Below are 19,116 nucleotides of genomic sequence, written 5' to 3'. Positions count from 1 at the left end.
TCGGAGCGCGCGTCAACCGCCGAGTCCTTCGGCGGCCAAGAGGCGGAAAGCCGCCTCGATGACGTCCTCGCTGCGCTGTCCGAGGTCGATCCGAGCTGGCATTGCCGCACACTATCACAGGTGTGATAGAAATCGGCGCCGCTGTCGGCCGGCAGGCTCGCCGGTCAGCGGCCTGCCGGGTAGAGGTACTGGTCAGGCGGGATCGTCGTGCTGTGCGCCCAGGCTTCGAAGAAGCCGTTGAGGTCCTTTCCGGACACTTCCTTCGCCAGCTCCTCGAACTGCGGCCAGGAGGCGTTGCCGCCCGCGTACTTGGCCTGCCACTGCTGGAGGGTGCCGAAGAACGCCTCGTCGCCGATGCTCCGGCGCAGTGCGTGCACCATCAGCGAGCCCTTGTCGTACAGGGCTTGGTGCAGGGGGTTCTCCTGGCCGGGGTCGTACAGCTTCACCGACCAGAACTCCGGGTTGTTCCGTTCCTCCTCCACAGTGGATTTGTAGAACGACTTGTCGATGTCGACGCCGTTGTGCTCCTGCCACAGCTGGACGGAGTACTGGGCGACGCACTCGGCTATGCAGCCGTCGCGCCAGTCGGTGAACGACACGTTGTCGCCGAACCACTGGTGGGCGTTCTCGTGCAGCAGCGAGAAGTCGAAGACGGAGCCGAAGTACGTCGGCCGGGTCTGGGTTTCCAGTGCGCCCGGGTTCTCCCCGGAGGTCTTGCCGAGCACGATGCTGCCCGCCGAGGAGAACGGGTACTTCCCGAATTTCTCGGCCAGCACGTCCATGATCTCGACGTATTGCTCCTCGGTGGCCGGGTCGATCTGCGTGCCGGGGGAGTAGGCGTTGATGACCGGCGTGCCGTCGGAGAGCTTGGACGTGCGCACGGTGAACTTGTCGATCGCGACCGTCGTGAGGTAGGTCGCGATCGGCTGGTCCTCGTGCCACCGGAAGGTCGCCTTGCCGCCGGCGGTGGTGGTCTCGCCAGGCAGCCCGTTGCCGATCACCGTCCAGCCCTCGGGGACGGTGGCCGTCAGGTGGAACGCGGCCTTGTCGGACGGGTGGTCGTTGGCCGGGTACCACGACGTGGCCGAATGCGGCTCGCCCAACGCGTTGGCGCCGCCGTTGGGGAACGTGTGCCAGCCGCCACCGCCCGGCAGCCCGGAGTACCGGACGCGCACGGCGAACGAAGCACCCGCGGCGATGGGGCTGGCGGGGGTGATCACCAGCTCGTGCTCGCCCGCGCGGCCGAACGACTTCGCGGCGACGCCGTCGACGGACACGTCGGTGACCTGAAATCCGGACAGGTCGAGGTGAAAGCCGTCCAGCTCCGCGCTCGCAGTCGCGGTCACCGTGGTGTCGCCTTCCAGGTAGCCCGGCCTGGCCGGGTCGTAGCTGATGCCGACGTCGTAGCGGGTCACGTCGTAGCCGGAGTTGCCGTCGTCCGGGAAGTACGGGTCGCCCAGGCCACCGCTGCCGGGCTGGGCCGACGCGGTCGCGATGCCCAGCACCATGACGCCGGCGACGGCGCCCGTCACGAGGATTCGGTTACGCACCGGCCACGCTCCAGACCGCCTGGATGATGGCGTTCGTGCTGATGACCTCGGCTTCCGGATCGACGTTGTCGATCGTGTCGCAGGCGTCGTGGATGCACGCGCCGACGCCGTTGGTGAACCCGGACACCGGCACCCCGGCCGCGTCGAAGGACTCGTGGTCCGAGCCGCCTACGCCGATGTCGAATGTCGGGATGCCCTGGTCAGCGAAGTGGCGTTCGAACACGTCGGTCGCGGGCGCGCCCGCGTGGATCACCAGCCACTGCCGGTCGCCCTTGGAGCCGGTCATGTCGAAGTTGAGGTACACCGCGATCTTCGCCAGCTCCTCGGGCGTGCGCGCCGCCACGTACTTCGCGGAGCCGATCAGCCCGGGTTCCTCCGCGCCCCACCAGGCGAACCGGAGGTGCTTGGCCGGGGCCGGGTTCGCCTCGCTCACGGCCAGCGCGGTGGCCAGGATCGCGGCCGAACCCGTGGCGTTGTCGCTGATCCCCGGGCCGGCGGGCACGCTGTCGAGGTGGGCGCCCAGGAGCACCACCTGGTCCTCGTCGCCGCCGGGCCAGTCCGCGATCAGGTTGTAGCCCTTGGCCCCGTCGTGCTCGAACTCCTCGACGGAGGTCCGGAAACCCGCTTCGTCGAGCCGTTCCTTCACGTAGTCCAGGGATTCCTGGTACCCGCGGGTGCCGTGCGCCCGGTTTCCGCCGTTGCGGTCCGCGATCCGCTGGAACTCCTGCAGGTGCGGCAGGACATCGGCGGTGGACACGACGGGGGTTTCGGCGGCTTGCGCGGTGGGAGCCCAGGTCAGTGCGGCGCTCGCCGCGAGCAGGGCCGCCAGGGTGCGTGATCTCATGTGCCAGAACGGTAGGGACGAGCTGTCAAGAACCTGTTGTGATCGGATGAGATTCCCTTTCGGGGAACCATTTCCGGGGCCGACCGGGCCAAAAAGACGTCGATCAGATCGGGATCAAGCTCTGCAGGGGACCGGCCGTCGCGGTCGGGCCAAGGCCCGCGTCCTTGACCCGACCGCGAGACTCAACTCCGCTAACAGGGCATCGGTGCCGTCGGCGCCGAGCACTGCCATCAGTGCCGGAACGCGACCTCGACTCCGGGTTAATACAGGGTGTTCAGCAAAGCTTTGGGGAATCGGCCTTGATCTCCAGTGACACACCAAGAGCAAGTCCACTGGTGGTCAACAGATCTCGCCACATCGCGCCTTCCTGCTCGTATGTGGGAAATCAATCCGTCATGTTGTCAAAGCATCCAACTCGACGCAGGTGGCTTGGTATGCCTGCGGGCATGCGGCGATGAGGTCATCGACAGCAAAGCGCCAGTCTTGCTGACTCAATCGGTGCGCGAGGTCTGGCGTCTTCGACTCTGCGGAGTTGCGGACTCGGCGACCTCGGCGAGATCTTTCCTCAACGGCAGCCTACGTATGGCTTGATTCGGCAACGACTTCGCCTGGGTATGCTGTGCCCATTGGCTTTGGTGCAAGGCGAGCGTGCTCCGAAGCCGGTCTCCCTACCTCGAGGCGTTCAATTCGTGAGGTTTGGCGAACCCCGTTCTTGGCCAGCGCGGTCTCGCATCGATGGCGTTCTACGTCCATTTCCGGCCAGCGCTCCAGGAAGCTGTGGCGATCCTCACCGCGTGTTAGGCCATCCGGTCCATATCCTGTAGTCCTGACCGTCGCGCCGGCCACGAGTGGGGAGAGAACCGCGTTGCCCGAGTCACCCGAGAGCACGCCCAGCTACTTCGAGCGGCTCGACGCGCACCGCTTCAAGCCGACCGCCCACGCCAGCGGGGCGTGGCGCAGCGACGAGCAGCACTTCAGCCCGCTGGGCGGGCTCATCGTCCACGCGATCGAGCGCGCGCGTGCCGGCCGCCCCGAGCTGCTGATCAGCCGCATCAGCTTCGACATCCTGGGCAAGATCGACCTCGACGAGTTCGAGATCCACGTGGAGACGACCCGGCCGGGCCGCACCATCGAGCTGATGGAGGCCACCACGATCATCGCCGGGCGGCCCGTGGTCCGGGCCCGCGCGTGGTTCCTGGGGGAGCAGGACACCAGCGCGGTCGCCGGGGGCGAACCCGATCCGCTGCCGGCCCCCGAGTCGCTGGAGCCCTGGCCGATGAGCTCGCTGTGGTCCGGCGGTTTCATCGCGTCGCTGGAAACCCGGACCGTCGGCGCACCGCAGCCCGGGCGCACCACGGCCTGGGTGTCCACCCGGACCGACCTCGTGGCCGGCGAGCCGGTCAGCCCGGTGGCGTCCTACGTGGCGCTCGTCGACACGGCCAACGGCATCGCCGTGCGGCAGGAGCCGACCAAGTGGATGTTCCCCAACGTCGACCTGTCGATCCACCTCTACCGCCAGCCGGAAGGCCGCTGGACCGGGCTGGACACCACCGTCGTCTTCGGCGGCCACGGCCAGGGCCTCACCAGCACCGTCCTGCACGACGTCCGGGGCCCGATCGGGACCGCGCAGCAGAGCCTCACCGTCCGCCCCCTGGAGCAGTAGCCAGCGCTCACTTGCGCCCGAAGAACTCGATCTCGCCCAGTGCGATGTGCTTGCCCTCGGTCAGGCCGGTCACCGTCTTGATGTGCACCCGGACCTTGACCACGTCGCTGGTCTTGATGCGGACCTCGTACGGGGCCGGGCTGTCGGGCACGTCGACGGTCTCCGTGCGGGTCCGGCCGCCGGAGCTGGTGGCGGTGATCTCCAGCCGGGCGGGCCGGGCCTGGCTGCGGAACTCCTCGTCCTTCCGCGACGGCCCGGTGCTCACCAGCATGCCCACCAGCCGGAACGGGTGATCGAAGTTGAACTCGGCCCATTCCCCGGGCCGCTCGGTTCCCCAGTACACGTCCCTGAGCCCGTCCACGGCCTTGCCGCGCGGGTGGTCGGGCATCTCGCCGCTGGCGCTGGAGCTCACCGGTCCGATCGGCGCCGCCCCGAAGGTCTTGTCGAGCACGTCCTCGACGATCTCCCGGCCGGTCGGGTAGAACAGGACGCCGCCGATCACCAGGACGATCACCACGGCTAGGACGACGAGCCGCCGCCACACCTTGCCGCGATCGATCCGGCGCCGCCGGCGCGCGCGATTCGATTGCGGCGCTTCGGAATCCGGGGCGAGCGGCGCGGCGCAGCGGATGCAGAACCGTCGTTCGGGCGGGTTGGGGGCGCCGCACGCGCCGCACGGCGGGCCCTCGGGCGCGGGCTCCGCGACCGGCGCGCTCGGCTCGGGCCGCGGCGCGACGGGCTTCGCCGGCTGCACGGCGGCCGGTTGCTCCGGCTCCGGCTCGGCGACCGGTCCCGCAGGTGGTTCCGGTGCCGCCGGGACGGGAGCGGGCGGCGGCGGGACCGGGATTCGTGCCGTCGGCGCTGACGGGTCCGGGGCGGGTGGTTCGGGTTCGGCGCCCTTGTCCCAGCCCAGGTAGGCGCCGCAGGTGGTGCAGAAGTCCTCGCCGCGGGCGACTTGGGCGCCGCACGTCGAACAGGAGCGCATCGGGTCATCCCCCTTCCCGTTGTGGCGGCCCCGGCAGGACCTCGACGGTGCAGGTGAGGTGGATCGGGCAGGCCGCCTCGACCACCGCGTCGACCTGCTTTCGGTCCACTGCCGAGCGGCCCGGCCAGACCTGGACCACGGCCCGGGTGATCGCGTTGCCGGGCAGCGCGGTGCCCGGCCGGGTCGACCACACCGCGCCCGGGCCGTCGAGCACTCGCGCGTGCACCCCGGCGCACAGCCAAAGCCGGTCCACGAGCCCCCGCACGGTGCCGTTGCGGCGGTGCAGCTCGACGGCGCGCATCACCACTGCCCGCCGCAGCGGCGGCGGCCACGCCGGGTCGAGCTCCACCGAGACCCAGTCGGCCAGCCAGGACGCGAAGTCCTCCGGCGCCACGCGCGGGTCGAAATAGCCCGCGATGTTGTCCATTGTGGACAGAATTGGGGCGAGGACCGAGTCCAGGCCCCCGGTGAACCGCTGGGCGAAGTCGTCCCCGGCGTACAGCGCGGGGAGCTGGTCGCCGAGCGGGTAGCGGCTGGGCAGGTCGGGTACCGCGCGGCGGCTCATCGCGGCCCCGGACCTTCCGCCGGATCGCCGGAGCCCACCAGCACCTGGTGCTGGTGGGAGAAGACCAGCGCGTGGCCGGCCAGCTCGACGCGATCCACCGGCGTTCCCCGCTGCCCGGTGATCGGGTCGGCTGGGAACAGGCGGATCTCGTCGATCAGCTCGACGCCCCTGACCTGCTGGAGCACGGCGAAGACCTCGCCGACCTGGACCGGCCGCCCGAACGGCCAGCCGGTGCCGTCGGCGCCGCCGCGCAGCGGGTTGAGGTACCGGTAGAGCGCGTCGAGGGCGTCGCGGTTCACCTGGTTCACGTCGGCTTCCGCGGAGCGCATCCGCGCCACGACGGTGATGCCCTGGTAGAACGGCGGCTCCACGACCAGGCGGGTGCCGAGCAGCCGGTGCTCGTCGAGCCGGGCGGCGATCGCGGCGAGCAGCTGCGGCGAGGGGATCAGCTGCTCGAACCGGAGCTGATCGCCCGCATCGGCCACGGCGTTCGGCACGACCAGGACGCGGGCCGCGCCCGGTTCGTGCTCCGCGCCCGTGGGCAGGCAGCGGATCCTGGCTGCGGCCGGCGCCGCCTGCCACGCGATCTGCTCGTAGTCCGCGGCGGTCACGGCACGCTCCTGCACCCGGAGTTGGTGCGGCGCGCGCACTTTCGCCTCGGACACCGTCTCCCCATCGACGCCGCCGATGGCGGCCTCGCGGTTCTCGACATCGGCCACGTAGGGCACCGAGCTGCGCAGCACCGAGATCGCGCCACGTGCCACGTTGCCCGATCGCCCGCCGCCCGTGCGGTACTCCGGCACCCTGATGTGCGCGCCCTTGGGCGGCACCGCCCCGTATCGGCGCAAGGTGCCGTCCGGCGCGCGCACGGCGGGCGGGAAGAGGAACTCGCCGTTCGTCGCGTCGAGCGTGACGTGCCGGTCGGCGGGGCCGGAATTGCCGAAGTGCTCCACGACGTGCCAGTCCTGCCAGCCGTCGTCCGCGGCGACCTGCACCACGACCGGCTCGGCGTCGGTGAGCACCGGCGCCCGGTCGAGCCGGAACCGCTGGCCCGGCACGCCGTCGGAAAGGCCCAGCGCGACGTCGGTGACGGTCTCGGCGTGCTCGACGGTCGTGGTGCCGCCGATGGTGAACACCTCCGCCACCCGGACGGTCGGCGACTCGGAGTAGAACGGCTGGTTGTGTTCCGGAGCCACGACCCGGCAGCGCAGCCAGCCCGCCCGGACGCCCGCCACCGACGACAGGGCGTGCCCGGCGGGCACCTGCAGCACCACCTCGCCGGGCCGGTTGAGGCCGCCGGTGGTGTCGTCGAAGACCACGCACTCGCTCCAGCGCACCCCGTCCCACGACTCCCACACCAGCGGCGGCTGCCGGGGATCGACACCGATGCCTTCGACCTGGCTGTCCAGCCGCACCGCGACCACGCAGCGCGGGACGGCGTTGGTGAGGCCGAACAGCATGGCGTCGTCGACGGCCGGTTCCGCCTGGAAACACGGCACGTCCTTGCCCGCGTCGAGGTCGCCGGTGTGGTTCTGCTGCGCCCCGGCCGCCGAGATCGTCACCAGCGTCGTCAGCTCGCAGGGCACGATGGGCAGTTCGTCGGTGGTGGCGAAAACGACCGCCTCCTCGGTCTCCGAACGCGCGGTGGCGACCTCGGTGCCCAGCGGGAGGAGCACCGTTTCCGGCTGCGCGGCCGACAGCCAGAAGGTCACGTCGGCCCGCGCCGCCGACGGCGGGAACAGGCGGACGCCCAGCAGGTCGAGGAACGCGAGGTAGTTCTTCTCTGGCACCCTGTTCAGCCGGTAGATGAGCTGGTCCACCATGTGCGCGAACGTCTCGATGAGGGTCACGCCCGGATCGGAGACGTTGTGGTCGGTCCACTCCGGAGCGCGCTGCTGCACGTAGCGCTTCGCCTCGTCGACGAGTTCCTGGAACCGGCGATCGTCCAGGTTCGGAATGGGCAGTGCCATCAGTCCACGTCCCCCTGCTCCTCCGCAGTGCTGTGCGGGATCGTGTAGAAGGGGAAGACGAGGTTCCTGCGGTCGTTGGTGGCGCGCAGCGTGTAGTGCACGTCGATGTACAGCACGCCTTCCTCGACGGTGTCGAACGCGACGACTACGTCGGCCACGTCGATCCGGGGTTCCCAGCGCCGCAGCGCGCTGCGCACCTCCTGGGCGATGCGCCCGGCGGTGGCGCCGTCACTCGGGGCGAACACGTACTCGTGGATGCCGCAGCCGAATTCCGGGCGCATCGGGCGCTCGCCCGGTGCGGTGCCCAGCACGAGGCGGATCGCCTCCTCGATCTCCTGCTCCCGCTCGACCATCGCGATGCCGCCGGTCGCCCCGACCCGCATCGGGAAGGCCCAGCCGCGGCCGATGAAGCGCTCGCTCACAGCGGGCCTCCGATCAGCACGTTCGGCGCCCCGAAGGCGACGGTCGCGCCGCAGGTGGTCTTGTCGTTCATCCGCGCGGCGGGCAAGCCGCCGATGAGCACCACACCGGAGCGGGGTGGACTCGGCATGAGCTTGTTCCCCGCGCTCAACACGGTGTGCGGCAGCAGCGGGCACAGGTGCTGACTTCCCGTCACCGCGGCGGGTTTGCCGCCGATGAGCACGGTGGCCACCTTGCGAGCGGCGGGCGGCGGAGGCGGGCCGATGGTGCCTCCGTGGGAGGTGGGATCGCCCATCCGGGCTGCGGGTGGCATCGCGGGAACTCCTTGTCAGCGTGTGGAAAACGGCCTGATCAGTTGATGTGGACCATGCGGCCGCGCAACGTCGCCATCGCGCCGCCGTCGATTCCCACGTTGGTTCGGCCGTTGATCGAGACCGACGTCTTCGCGTCGATCGACACCGACCTGCCGGTCAGGGTGATGTCGCCGTTTCCGGCGTCGAGCGTGATTCCCCGGTCGGTCAGTGACACCGAACTCAGCGCCCGCTTGCCGCCCACGGCGGACACCGTGATGTCGATCGTGCGCCGCTTCTCGTCCATCCGGATGTCCAGCCGCTTGTTCCCACTGGTGAGCCGGAGCCCCGGCGCATCGGTGGTGGAGTCGATCAGTTCGAGCCGATGTCCCTTGCGGGACACCAGGGAACGCCGGTTGACCTTGCCGGTGGTGCGGTCGACCAGCGGCAGGTCGTGCGGCGACGGGTTGTCCCGGCCGTTGTAGAGCCCGCCGAGCACGTAGGGCCGGTCGAGGCTGCCCTGCTCGAAACCGACCAGCACCTCGTCGTTGACGTCGGGGCTGAACACGCCGCCACCGCCCTGCCCGCCGAGCTGCACGGTGCGGACCCAGTCGGTCACGTAGGCGTCGTCGAGCCACGGGAACTTGAGCTTCACCCAGCCCCGCTCGGCCTTGCCCGCCTCCTTGATGTCGGTCACGATCCCGGTGGCCAGGCCGGGAATGCGCGGGCCCCGGTCCGGCGCGTTGGCGCCGGTGACCAGCCCGGTCAGCGACCGGTCGGGAGAGGTGCTGACCAGCACCGTGGTGCGGTAGCCGTTCCCGGGTTCCAGCACGTGGTGCACGGCCGTCGCGGTGAACCGCCCGGAGAAGTCGGGCCCGACGTTGCCCAGCGCGACCGGCACTCCCGCGCGCAGTTCCGGGTTGCCCTCCGCGACCGCTTCGATCTCGCCCAGCCCCGCGCTCATCGACGCCGCCAGCGCGCGTGCCGCCGCCGCGGCCTCGGCCTGCGTGCCGTAGGGCGTGTCGGTGACGCGCATCCGGGCGCCCTTGCCGAACTTGCCGGTGGCTTTCGCCGCGGTGAGCCCCGGCCGCACGGTCGTGCTCCTGGTGGCGTTCTCCTCGGCTATCAAAGGACGTTTGGTGGCCACGTTCCAGCCGCGCACCTCGACCTTGTCGACCTGATCCATGGCCGTGAGCACCGCGCGCAGCGCCATCAGGTTCCGGCCGTACTCCAGGACGAACGGGCTCCTGGTCGCCGGGGTGGCGGGCGCGGGAGCGCTCGCGGCCGGCTTGAGCGCGGCGAAGTCCAGCCGCCCCTTCTCGTCGATCCGCACGGTGACGCCGTGTTCCTGCGCCAGGTTCTGGAGGAACTCCCAGTCCGACACGTTCGCCTGGGAGAGCTGGGTGTAGGTGATCGGCTTGGCGTCGATGCGGCCGGCCCGCAGGCCCGCGCCCGTCGCGACCTTCCGCACGATCGCGGCGGCGGTCATGTTCCGGAACGCCGTGACCTTGCGGCCCCGCATCAGCCGGTGCGCCTTGCTCATCGCCCGCACCACGGTGAACGAGCCGGTGCCGTCGGTGTCCAGCTCCAGGCCGGTGACCTCGCCGGTGAACAGGCGCTTCGGCGCCTGGCTGCCGGTGGTGGCGACCGACACCGTCAGCGGCGAACCGATGGTGATGCCGGTCGCGGTCAGCAGCTCGTGGTTCGGATCCCGGAAGGTCAGCAGCGCCGCGTCGGGCAGCCCTACGTTCTCGTCCACCACGCAACTGGTGAGCTGCTCCTGCCAGGCCGCCGGCAGCGGGCCGGGCGTGGCCACGATCGGATCGGCGGCAACGGATCGCCCGCCTTCTTTCGCGCCCATCACGCACCGTCCTGTCCGTCGTCGAAGGCGGGCACCAGCAGTTCGGTGCCGGGCGCCAGGATCATGGGGTCGTCGATCTCGTTGGCCTCGGCGATGATCCGCCACGCCGTGGCGTCGCCGTACTCGTGCCAGGCGAGCTGCGGCAGGCTGTCGCCGGCGACGACCCGGTGCGTGCGGCGGGCGTTCTCAGAACCCGACGTCGGGTTCTGGCCCGGGGTGTCGACGCTGGCCTCCTCGATGCCCAGCGAACAGGTCGCCCGCAGCGGCTTGCCGTCGACGTCGAACAGCGAGTAGTCGACCGAGAAGCTCGACAGCACCCCGTTGAACGAGGTCGTCCTGGCCGTGCCCCATTCGAACCGCACCCACGGGCTGGCGGGCTTCTTGCTGGCCAGGCTCTTCGGGGTCGGCACGCAGGCCACCATGAGGTCTTCGATCTTCTTCTCCACCGAGCCGTCGTGCTTGCCGGTGGCGTCCAGGAACACTTCGAGGGAGAGGGAACGCGGGCCGCTGCCGACGAACTCGGGCAACGCCGCGTCCGGCGCCATCCGGGACGGCTTGCGCCGCCACTCGGTGCTCTTGGTCAGCGCGAGCTTGTTCGGGTTGAACTGGAACCTGACCCGCTTGATCGTCGCGCCCGGTTTCGCGCCGACCTTCGCGGGCGGCTCCATGATCAACAGCTGGGCGCGGGCGAGGTTGTTGCCCGGTGCGGCGGCCATCCGGCCCCTCCTCTCACGACGGTTGCAGGCCCAGGTGGGCGATTTCCAGCGTCTCCACCGCGGCCTGCGCGTTGGACGGGTCGAAGGACGGGCCCTGCCAGCTGACCGGGATGATGCCGAGCACCTGCCACCGGGCGATGGGCGTGAGATCCGGCTTCAGCGCGACGATCTCGCCGTTCTTGCGCTCGGCGCGCCGGATGATCTGCGCGAGCCACCGCGAGATCTTGGTGGTGTCGCTGGTGACCGGCCGGGTCAGCGTGATGTTGGACCAGGTGATCCGGGTGGGCAGCTGCCAGGTGAAGCCGTTGTTGCCGCCCTCGGCGAACTGCTCCACCTCGACCTGGGCGCCGAGCCCGGAGCAGGTGTTGAACCTGCCCAGGTCGTTGCCCCCGATGACCAGCCGGAAGAACACACTGGACGCGAAGATCTCCTGAGGCACCGACAACACTCCTTCCGAACGTACTAGCGGCGGCGGTCGTGCAGCCGCCCGATTCGTTCCCTGCCGTGGCGGAACTCGGCGCGCAGCAGCCGGCCTACGGGCTCGATCAGGCGACGAGCCAGCTCGTCGATGTCGTGCCCGCCGGCGCCGGCCGCCCCGGCCGGGGCGCTGTCCTGTTCACCGGTGGCGACCGGCTCGTCCTTGCGCTGGACCACCGTGACCGGAACTCCAGGCGGGACACCGGGAATCGGGCTCGATGGGATCGCCGGTCCCGGCCCGGCGACCGGCTTCGCAGACGCGGTCTTCTTCCGGTCTGCGGACCGTTTTTCCGGGGCGGCGCTCGCACGCTGCACGATAGGAGCCGCCGACCGGGACACTGGGAGATCTTCGCGCGCGCCCGGGCCGCTGTCGTGCGGAGTTTCTGTTACCTGGCGGGGAACTGGCCCCGCGGAGATCGACGAGGACGGCAGGACTTCACCGCCGGGCCGGTGCGGTGACGTCGAGATCGGGGCGAGCTGCACTGGCGCGCTGGATGTTGGGGGAGCGGTCGAGATCGGGGCTAGCTGTACCGGCGTGCTGGATGCCGGGGAAGCCGAGATCCGGGCTGGCTGCACTGGCGTGCTCGGTGCCGGTCGGGGCTGCGTGATCCCGGAAGGCCGTGGCGGTGTCGGGTCAGCCTGGTTCCAGCGCACCGGTGCCACCGGCCGCGCGGCGGGCTGAGGGCTGCGCGCCGCGCCGAATCCCGTTCCGTGGCCGACGCGTGCGGTCAGCGGCCGCGCCGCCAACAGCGGCAGGGTGCGCTGGACGGGTTCGTGCGTGTGCAACCGATCCCCGGCCTGCGTCGTTGCGCGGCTCGGGGTTCCGGGCGCTCGAACCTGGCGTTGGACGACGGCAGCGGCAGCATCGGAGACCTGAGCTCGGGAAGCTCCGGTCAACGGGAGCACGGTCGGCGCATCGCTTTCCGGTGGAAGGACCTGTGCCGTCAGATCCGCGGTTTCGGGCGGGGCCGCGGGAGATTCCTGGGGCCGGGCTGAGCGTTGGACTACCGGTGCCAGGCCTGATCCGGGTTCGGCCGTGGCATCCCCGACCGGCAGGCCCGGGTTCGGGGCCGTCTGATTTTGCCTGGAAGTGGGATCCTCCGGACGCCGGACCGCTTCGGTGTCGGCCCGATCGGATGCCGAAACCTCGTGTACCGCCGGAAGAGGATGGTCCGGCGGTGCGCTCAGCGGGTTCGCGATCCGTTGCACAGCAGTGGATTCGTGGATCAGCGGAGCTGCTAGCGGATTCTGGGGCGGGTTCTCGTCTTGTCCTCGTTCGGGGCTGCCCGGAGTTGCGTCACGGGCCGAGTGCGGGACGACGAGATCGGTCGCCGGTGAGTGCGCGTCGCCGGGTGTCGTTGGTCGTGGCGCTTCCCCTGGGGTGTCCTCGTGGGCGAGTCGTTGCACCACCATGGATTCCGCGGATTCGTGGATCAGCGGCGTGACCGGGGCGTCTGCCGACGGGCTTCGAGGTGGGATTCCGGCTGGTCCGTGCGGTGTCTCGCCCGGGCTGTCCGGTTCGGCACGGCCGGTCGATGGTGGGGCGGAGCCGCGCGTCGGTGAGTGCGCGTCGCGGTGTTCCGCATTCTGCGGAGGTGTCGTCGTGGCGAGTCGCTGCACCACCACGGGGTCCGCTTCCTTCGGCGCACTGCCGTGCTGCGGTGCGGTGGAGATTTGCGGCTTAACCGGGGCGGCGGAGTCGGGGTGAACCGTCACGGGAGGGTCGGTTGCGGGCGTGCCGGTCGGCGCTGCTTCCGGTTTGCGCTGCACAACGGGAGGATCAACCGGGAGCGGGGCCGACTCGGCGGGCGCCGGAGGGACTTCGGCGCTGGTCGACCCGGCAGGCGTCGCGGACGGCGGGAGCTGGGCGATCGGTGCTCCGATGCCCAAGCGGGGGCGAACCTCGGGTGGCGCCTGCCTTCCCGGAACATCAGGTGCGGAGGTTTTCCTCGTCCGCTGGACTGCCCGGTGCTCGCTGGTGCGGGACGGCGCCGGATCGTTACCCGCCAGCGGCAGAGCCGCCGATTCGGCCTCCGGGGCCTGATCCGGCGTGCGATCTGCGCCGGGAAAGACCACGGCGTTGGGCGGAAGGGCGCGCAACGGCTCGCCAGGACCTGATCGCACGGTGACGTCGGGCTTGGTCGTGCGGGAAACCTGCCGCTGCACGACCGGATCCTGAGGCGCGTCCGTCCCGTCGCCCTGATGTGGAGCATCCACAATGGATGTGGGCGTCGAATGCTCAGCCGGTCGTCCGGATGCTGCCTGCGGCCGTGGCCTCACCGAGCGCAAGGTCCGGGGTGCGAGTGGCGTTGCCAGCCGAGCCACGGTCAACGGCGGAGACAACCGTCGTGGTCGCACCGGAGCGACAGTCCCTTCGGCAGCAAGGGATTCCGTCGAGCCACCGGACGCGGCGGGCACCGGGGAGTAGTCCAGTGGCACCGGATCGCCGTCGCCTGCGGGACCGACCACGGGCAGCGCCTCGGCCGCCGAGCGCTGTACGGGAACCCCGGCGGCCGGACGGAGCAGCCCGTGCACGAGACCGGACGGTGCGCCTGCGTCGAGGCTGTGCCTGAGTCCGGTCATCACGCCGTGGTCCTGGAACGAGGTCACGGAATCCCGGAACCGCATGGCTCCGGTCACGTCGCAGGCGGCGCGCTGGATCACGCCGGGATCGGCGGCGGCACGCCGCCACCCGCCGTCCCAGCCGGGCGTGGTGGCCGGCCGCGCCGAGCCGTCCTCGCGCCGCGCCTCGCCGCGGCGACGGCGGAAGAGGTCCCACAGGCTCACCCGGTCACCCGCCTTCGTTCACCCTGGTGTTGATTCGCGCGATCTCGCGAACCCAGCGCCGTCGCTCGTGGTGGTCGAGTTCGAGGATCTCGGCGCGGGGCCAGTGGAAGTGGTAGGCGACGTACGCGACCTCCTCGTGCAGCCGGTCGACCGCGTACGTCACGATTCCCCCAGGCGCCCGCCGGCGAGGTCGACCTCGAATGCCGTGCCGCAGGACGGGCAGGTGACGCCGGCCCTGGTGTGCCCCTCGCTGTTGATCCGCCGGTAGAAGTCCTGCAGGAAGGCGATGTCGGTGGCGTACATGTTCTCCACCAGCCCCGTGTGCACCTCGGTGAGGCCGCCCAGCCTGGTGATCACCTGGCTGAGCAGCACCACGCTGAGGTAGGCCGGGTTCTCCTTGACCCGCACGTCGATCAGCGGCCGGAGCTCGTCCTTCGCGGTGGCCAGCCGCATCCGGCCGTGCCGGTGCACGGTGCCGTCCGAGTGCACGTAGCCGCGGGGGAGTTCGAAGTCGAACTCGTCGTGCTGCGTCGCCTGCTCGGCCGGAGCCGGGCGGGTGTCCGCCGCCTGGTTCTTGCCCGCGACCTCGTCGAGCTCGCCCAGCGAGGCGATGCGTCGCCTCATTCGACCTCGATCCGCTCGAAGGTGATGGTGGCCTTCTCCGTCGCCGCCTGGGACTCGCCCGCGGTGAGCGACGGGCCCTCCCACTTGCTGACCCAGGCTTCGTAGAGCTGCATCCGGCGCACCGTGTCGCCCTTCGAGTCCTGGATCTCGATCGTCAGGTTCTCCCGCGCGACCTCGACGTTGCCGTCCAGCAGCGTCTTCTTGATCCAGTCGGTGAACTCGGCGCTCTGGTCCATGCCGCGGGTGATCGTCACCTCGCCGCCCTTCTGACCGCCGGGCTGCTTCTTGTTGATCCGCTCGCCGGTCGGCGTGACCTGCTGGGTCTCGATCACGTCCTGCTCGACGGTCAGCCCGCTGATCTCCTTGACCGATTCCACCGTGATGCCACCGAGTTGCACACCGAACCGGTGCGTGGCGAGACTGTCGCCCTGTGCCATTGCCTATCCGCCGCCTTCCGTGCTGTTGGTGCTATTCGCTGAGCAGACTGGTGCTGTCCGAGAACTGGGAGAGCCGGAAGATCACGAACTCGGCGGGCTTGACCGGAGCGACACCGATGTCGCACACGACCTGCCCCAGATCGATCGATTCCTGCGGGTTGTTCTCCCGGTCGCACTTGACGAAGAACGCCTCCTCGGCGGTGCGGCCGAACAACGCGCCGTCGCGCCAAGCCTCGTGCAGGAACGCGGAGATGTTGCGCCGGATGCTGGACCACAACCGGTCGTCGTTCGGCTCGAAGACCACCCACTGGGTGCCGATCAGGATCGACTCCTCCAGGTAGTTGAACAGCCGGCGGACGTTGAGGTAACGCCAGGCGGGATCCGACGACAGCGTCCGGGCGCCCCAGATCCGGATGCCGCGCCCGGCGAACGCGCGGACGCAGTTCACGCCGATCGGGTTGAGCAGGTCCTGCTCGCCCTTGCTCAGGTTGATCTCCAGGTCCACCGCGCCGCGGATGACCTCGTTCGCCGGGGCCTTGTGCACGCCGCGCTCGGTGTCGCTGCGCGCCCACACGCCGGCGACGTGGCCACTCGGCGGAACCAGGGTGTTGCGCCCGCTGGCGGGGTCGAAGACCTTGATCCACGGGTAGTACAGCGTCGCGTACCGCGAGTCGTAGCCAGCCTGGTCCATCCGCCAGGCCCGCACCTGCTGGGCGTTGAGCCCCGGCGGCGCGTCGAGCACCGCGACGCGGTCGCCCATCTGCTCGCAGTGCGAGATCGCCGCGAGCTGAACCGTCTTCACGCCTTCGGCGTCGATCAGGCCGCGCTGGTGGGCGCTCATCAGGTCGGGAACGGCGACCATGGTGATCTCGTCGATGGTCTCCAGCCCGCCGAATCCGGTGCGCGCGGCGAGGTCCCCGACGTACTCGTTGGCGTTCACGGTGGCCGGTTTCGAATCGCGCGGCGGCGTCGCGACGATCGTGACCGACTGATTGTCCGGCCTGGTCAGCGCCGCGCTGGACCGCTCGCTGACCTCGATGAGCTTGGACCGCTCGCGGACCTGGGTGACCACGTAGCTCTTGACGTTCTTCTTGGTCGAGACGTCGTAGGTCTCCGTTACCTTGCCGCCCTGGCCGACCAGCAGCCGGAACCGGTCCTCCGGCGGGTTCTCGCCCTCGGCGTCGGCGACCTCGACGGTGATGTCGGCGCCGGCGCCGGGCAGCGCCGAGATCCGCAGACCACCCAACTCCACAGGCGGCGCCGGCGCTGCACCTGCGTCGGACGCTGTGGCAGGCCCGCCGATGCGGACGACGTAGGCCGTGCCGCCGCCGTTGGCGAAGTAGCCGTATACGGCGTGCGCGAGGTAGCCGTCGTCGAAGCCGCCGAAGGTCTGGACGTACTGGCTCCAGTTCGTCACCAGCGTCGGCTGGTGGAACGGCCCCTGAGGTGCGAAGCCGACGAAAGCGGCGACGGCGGTCCCGACCCCTTCGATCGGTCTGGCCCCGTTCTGGACCTCCTCCACGTACACGCCAGGGGACAGGTACGACGGCATGTTCGCTCCTTCGTCTGAGGTGTGGCGTGCCCAGAGCCTCGCGCCCCGCGACGCGCGCGAACAGGTCCGCCCGACCCCCACCGAGGGCAACACGACTGCCTTCCAGGGCAACCGGGCCCTGCCTTCCCGGGACGTGCCCTGGCGCGTGGCCGGGCGGCTGTCCCATCGGCGGCAGGAGGCCCAGGAGTCATCTGCGTTGAGGCGCGCTCGCCGTGGCACGACTAGCCTGGCAGGAGGACGTTTTCCCGCTCACGGGCACCAAAATCAACGTCTCACAAGCACGGGGGAGGGGCTCCGATGGCTACGCAGACGGGACCAACCGAGTCGGCTCAGTCGAAGCGGCCAGGCCTGACGGATGGGGTGTGCAGCGAGTTCACGGTCTTCACGAAGATCAAGCCGGGCCACGCGGATGCGCTGCGCAAGGACCTCGCCGAGATCATGAGCGGGTCGTCCACGGAGGGGTCTCGAGCCGCGTTGAAGGAGATCGGCACATTGCACGACGCGCGGCACGTGATCTTCGACGACGATACCCGGCACATGTTCGCCAGCGTGTTCGACGGGTCCTGGGACACCTACATCGACGACTTCGCCAAGACGGCCGTCGGGGCGAACTTCGAGAAGGTCTTCTCGCACGCGGAAGGGTTCCCCGGCATCGCCGATCCCAACGTGAAGGACTGGTTCGTCGCCCACCAGGCACCCGCGGGCGTCTTCTCCAGCTCCTACCCCGATCTCACCGTCCAGCAGATCTGGAAGGACCAGCGGGTGAACGAGGCGTTCCAAGCGGTGCTCGACACCCCCGAGTTCCGGGCGGCGCTCGACGATCCGGCCAACGCGGAGCTGCTGGCCACGCCGGCCTTCCAGAAGCTGCTCGACGAAGCCTCGGGCTAGCGCCGAGTCGATCACTTCGGCGGTCAACCGGGGCGGGGATTCGTGCCGGTCGCGCGGGGTTATCCGGGTTGTGTGGCGACTTGATACGGGGGGCACGACATCATGGACGAAGCGGCAAGCAGCAGCGCGCCGAGCATCGAGATCGACGATATCCAGAGTGGAGCACTTCGTCCCCGGCCGATGCCGTACGTTGGCAGGTTCTTCTTCCTGCGCGTTGACGACCGGCACGCCGGGCGTGCCCTGCTGGGGCGGCTGCTCCCGGCGGTCGATGGCGGACTCCCCAGCGCCGATCCGAGTCGGGATGCCTGGGTTGCCGTGGCCTTTACCTACCAGGGACTACGAGCCCTCGGGGTTCCCCAGGATTCGCTCGACAGCTTCCCGCTTCCGTTCCGGCAGGGCATGGCCGTGCGGGCGACCGTGATCGGCGACGTCGGCGAGAGTGATCCGGCCGGGTGGGAGCCGCCGTTCGGAACCCCTGATGTTCATATCGCGGTGAGTGCGCTCGCGCCCGATGCGGCGCGTCTGGAGAAGGCGCTGGAACGAGCACGCGCCGCCCTCCAGGAGACGCCCGGTGTCGAGGTGATCTGGCAGCAGGAGGTCCAGCAGCTCCCCACCGGCCGCACCACCTTGGGCTTTCGCGACGGCATCAGCTTTCCGAGCATCGAGGGGGTCGGGATTGCCGGCTCCAATCCGCACGAAGCCCCTCTCAAGGCCGGCGAGTTCATCCTCGGCTACCCCGATGAGACCGGAAACCTGCCGCCCATGCCTCGGCCCGAGGCCCTGGGGCGCAACGGGACCTACCTGGCTGTGCGCAAGCTTCACACCAAGGTGGCGGCCTGGCGGCAGTACCTGCGCGCGAACACCTCGAGCCCCGAGGAGGAGGCGCTGCTGGCGGCGAAGATGATCGGGCGCTGGCCGAGCGGGGCACCGCTGGTCCTCTCCCCGGAGCACGATGATCCGGAATTGGCCGCGGATCCGCGCCGCGTCAATGATTTCCTCTACCGGGAAGACGACGATCGCGGCTTCAAGTGTCCCGCTGGTGCGCATATCCGGCGGGTGAACCCGCGCGATGCCGACATCATCGGGGTGGCACGGATGCACCGCATCATCCGCCGCGGCACCACCTACGGCCCGCCGCTGCCGGAGGGCGTGCTCGAAGACGATGGCGCCGATCGTGGCCTCGTCGGGGTCTTCATCTGCGCCCACCTGGACCGGCAGTTCGAGTTCATCAAGTCCGAATGGGTCAATGATGGCAACTTCATCGGGTTCCCGGGCGAGAAGGACCCGGTGGCCGGGCATCACGACGGCACGGGCAGCGTCACCATCCCGGAGAAGCCGGTCCGGCGCCGCCTGCGGAACCTGCCGAGCTTCGTCGTCACTCGCGGTGGGGAGTACTGCTTCCTCCCGGGAATGCGTGCCCTGCGCTGGCTCTCCGACCTGGAGGACTGAGCGCGATGGCCCACCCCTGTCTTGAGCCGCGCTTTCGC

General features: G+C 70.0%; 18 protein-coding genes. 3 read left to right on the top strand and 15 right to left on the bottom strand.

Annotated elements, in window-relative coordinates:
• Positions 1-164 precede the first annotated feature (164 nt).
• Positions 165-1,550: a M1 family metallopeptidase gene (locus tag AB0I53_RS04210; RefSeq protein ID WP_358596144.1), complete on the bottom strand. Its 1,386-nt coding sequence runs from the start codon at positions 1,548-1,550 to the stop codon at positions 165-167.
• Positions 1,543-2,394 (bottom strand): M20/M25/M40 family metallo-hydrolase, encoded by an 852-nt coding sequence (locus AB0I53_RS04205; RefSeq protein WP_358596141.1) that lies wholly within the window; start codon positions 2,392-2,394, stop codon positions 1,543-1,545. Before AB0I53_RS04205 ends, AB0I53_RS04210 begins: the two co-directional genes overlap by 8 nt.
• An 865-nt stretch (positions 2,395-3,259) precedes the next feature.
• On the opposite strand from AB0I53_RS04205, the gene AB0I53_RS04200 reads away from it, so the two are divergent.
• On the top strand, positions 3,260-4,057 hold the full coding sequence (locus AB0I53_RS04200) for a thioesterase family protein (RefSeq protein WP_358596138.1): 798 nt from the start codon (positions 3,260-3,262) through the stop codon (positions 4,055-4,057).
• Positions 4,058-4,064: 7 nt separating this feature from the next.
• Here AB0I53_RS04200 and AB0I53_RS04195 read toward each other — a convergent pair whose 3' ends face one another.
• The 13 genes from AB0I53_RS04195 to AB0I53_RS04135 all read right to left on the bottom strand — a co-directional run bounded on the left by AB0I53_RS04195 (position 4,065) and on the right by AB0I53_RS04135 (position 16,741).
• On the bottom strand, positions 4,065-5,042 hold the full coding sequence (locus AB0I53_RS04195; RefSeq protein ID WP_358596135.1) for a hypothetical protein: 978 nt from the start codon (positions 5,040-5,042) through the stop codon (positions 4,065-4,067).
• A 4-nt stretch (positions 5,043-5,046) separates the two neighbouring features.
• Positions 5,047-5,607, bottom strand: coding sequence for a phage tail protein (locus AB0I53_RS04190; RefSeq protein WP_358596132.1), 561 nt, complete (start codon positions 5,605-5,607; stop codon positions 5,047-5,049).
• Entirely contained in the window at positions 5,604-7,577 is a 1,974-nt protein-coding gene (locus AB0I53_RS04185; RefSeq protein ID WP_358596129.1) for a putative baseplate assembly protein, read from the bottom strand. Before AB0I53_RS04185 ends, AB0I53_RS04190 begins: the two co-directional genes overlap by 4 nt.
• A complete protein-coding gene (locus tag AB0I53_RS04180) occupies positions 7,577-7,999 on the bottom strand; it encodes a GPW/gp25 family protein (RefSeq protein ID WP_358596126.1) in 423 nt (140 codons plus the stop codon). Before AB0I53_RS04180 ends, AB0I53_RS04185 begins: the two co-directional genes overlap by 1 nt.
• Positions 7,996-8,310, bottom strand: a complete 315-nt coding sequence (locus AB0I53_RS04175) for a PAAR domain-containing protein (RefSeq protein WP_358596124.1) — start codon at positions 8,308-8,310, stop codon at positions 7,996-7,998. The genes AB0I53_RS04180 and AB0I53_RS04175 overlap by 4 nt, the downstream gene beginning before the upstream one ends.
• Positions 8,311-8,348: 38 nt before the next feature.
• Positions 8,349-10,148 (bottom strand): VgrG-related protein, encoded by a 1,800-nt coding sequence (locus AB0I53_RS04170; protein ID WP_358596121.1) that lies wholly within the window; start codon positions 10,146-10,148, stop codon positions 8,349-8,351.
• Positions 10,148-10,864 carry a LysM peptidoglycan-binding domain-containing protein gene (locus AB0I53_RS04165; protein ID WP_358596118.1) on the bottom strand — a complete coding sequence of 239 codons (717 nt, stop codon included), beginning with the start codon at positions 10,862-10,864 and terminating at the stop codon, positions 10,148-10,150. Before AB0I53_RS04165 ends, AB0I53_RS04170 begins: the two co-directional genes overlap by 1 nt.
• Before the next feature lie 13 nt (positions 10,865-10,877).
• The gene (locus AB0I53_RS04160) at positions 10,878-11,303 is read right to left on the bottom strand and encodes a phage tail protein (RefSeq protein ID WP_358596115.1); all 426 of its coding nucleotides are present in this window, start codon (positions 11,301-11,303) and stop codon (positions 10,878-10,880) included.
• Between the two features lie 23 nt (positions 11,304-11,326).
• Entirely contained in the window at positions 11,327-11,518 is a 192-nt protein-coding gene (locus AB0I53_RS04155) for a hypothetical protein (RefSeq protein WP_358596112.1), read from the bottom strand.
• A gap of 2,614 nt (positions 11,519-14,132) precedes the next feature.
• Positions 14,133-14,291 (bottom strand): DUF6760 family protein, encoded by a 159-nt coding sequence (locus AB0I53_RS04150; protein ID WP_358596109.1) that lies wholly within the window; start codon positions 14,289-14,291, stop codon positions 14,133-14,135.
• Positions 14,288-14,752 carry a hypothetical protein gene (locus AB0I53_RS04145; RefSeq protein WP_358596106.1) on the bottom strand — a complete coding sequence of 155 codons (465 nt, stop codon included), beginning with the start codon at positions 14,750-14,752 and terminating at the stop codon, positions 14,288-14,290. Before AB0I53_RS04145 ends, AB0I53_RS04150 begins: the two co-directional genes overlap by 4 nt.
• A complete protein-coding gene (locus AB0I53_RS04140) occupies positions 14,749-15,189 on the bottom strand; it encodes a phage tail protein (RefSeq protein ID WP_358596103.1) in 441 nt (146 codons plus the stop codon). The genes AB0I53_RS04145 and AB0I53_RS04140 overlap by 4 nt, the downstream gene beginning before the upstream one ends.
• A 31-nt stretch (positions 15,190-15,220) precedes the next feature.
• On the bottom strand, positions 15,221-16,741 hold the full coding sequence (locus AB0I53_RS04135; RefSeq protein ID WP_358596100.1) for a phage tail sheath family protein: 1,521 nt from the start codon (positions 16,739-16,741) through the stop codon (positions 15,221-15,223).
• 297 nt (positions 16,742-17,038) lie between these two features.
• On the opposite strand from AB0I53_RS04135, the gene AB0I53_RS04130 reads away from it, so the two are divergent.
• Together AB0I53_RS04130 and AB0I53_RS04125 are read left to right on the top strand one after the other, a co-directional pair.
• Complete coding sequence (locus AB0I53_RS04130) at positions 17,039-17,629, top strand: hypothetical protein (RefSeq protein WP_358596098.1); 591 nt, start codon at positions 17,039-17,041, stop codon at positions 17,627-17,629.
• A gap of 102 nt (positions 17,630-17,731) precedes the next feature.
• Positions 17,732-19,078, top strand: a complete 1,347-nt coding sequence (locus AB0I53_RS04125; protein ID WP_358596096.1) for a Dyp-type peroxidase — start codon at positions 17,732-17,734, stop codon at positions 19,076-19,078.
• Positions 19,079-19,116 lie beyond the last annotated feature (38 nt).

It is taken from the genome of Saccharopolyspora sp. NPDC050389 (genome assembly GCF_040655595.1).
Taxonomy (GTDB): domain Bacteria; phylum Actinomycetota; class Actinomycetes; order Mycobacteriales; family Pseudonocardiaceae; genus Saccharopolyspora.
This window is presented reverse-complemented; position numbering and strand designations above follow the sequence as displayed.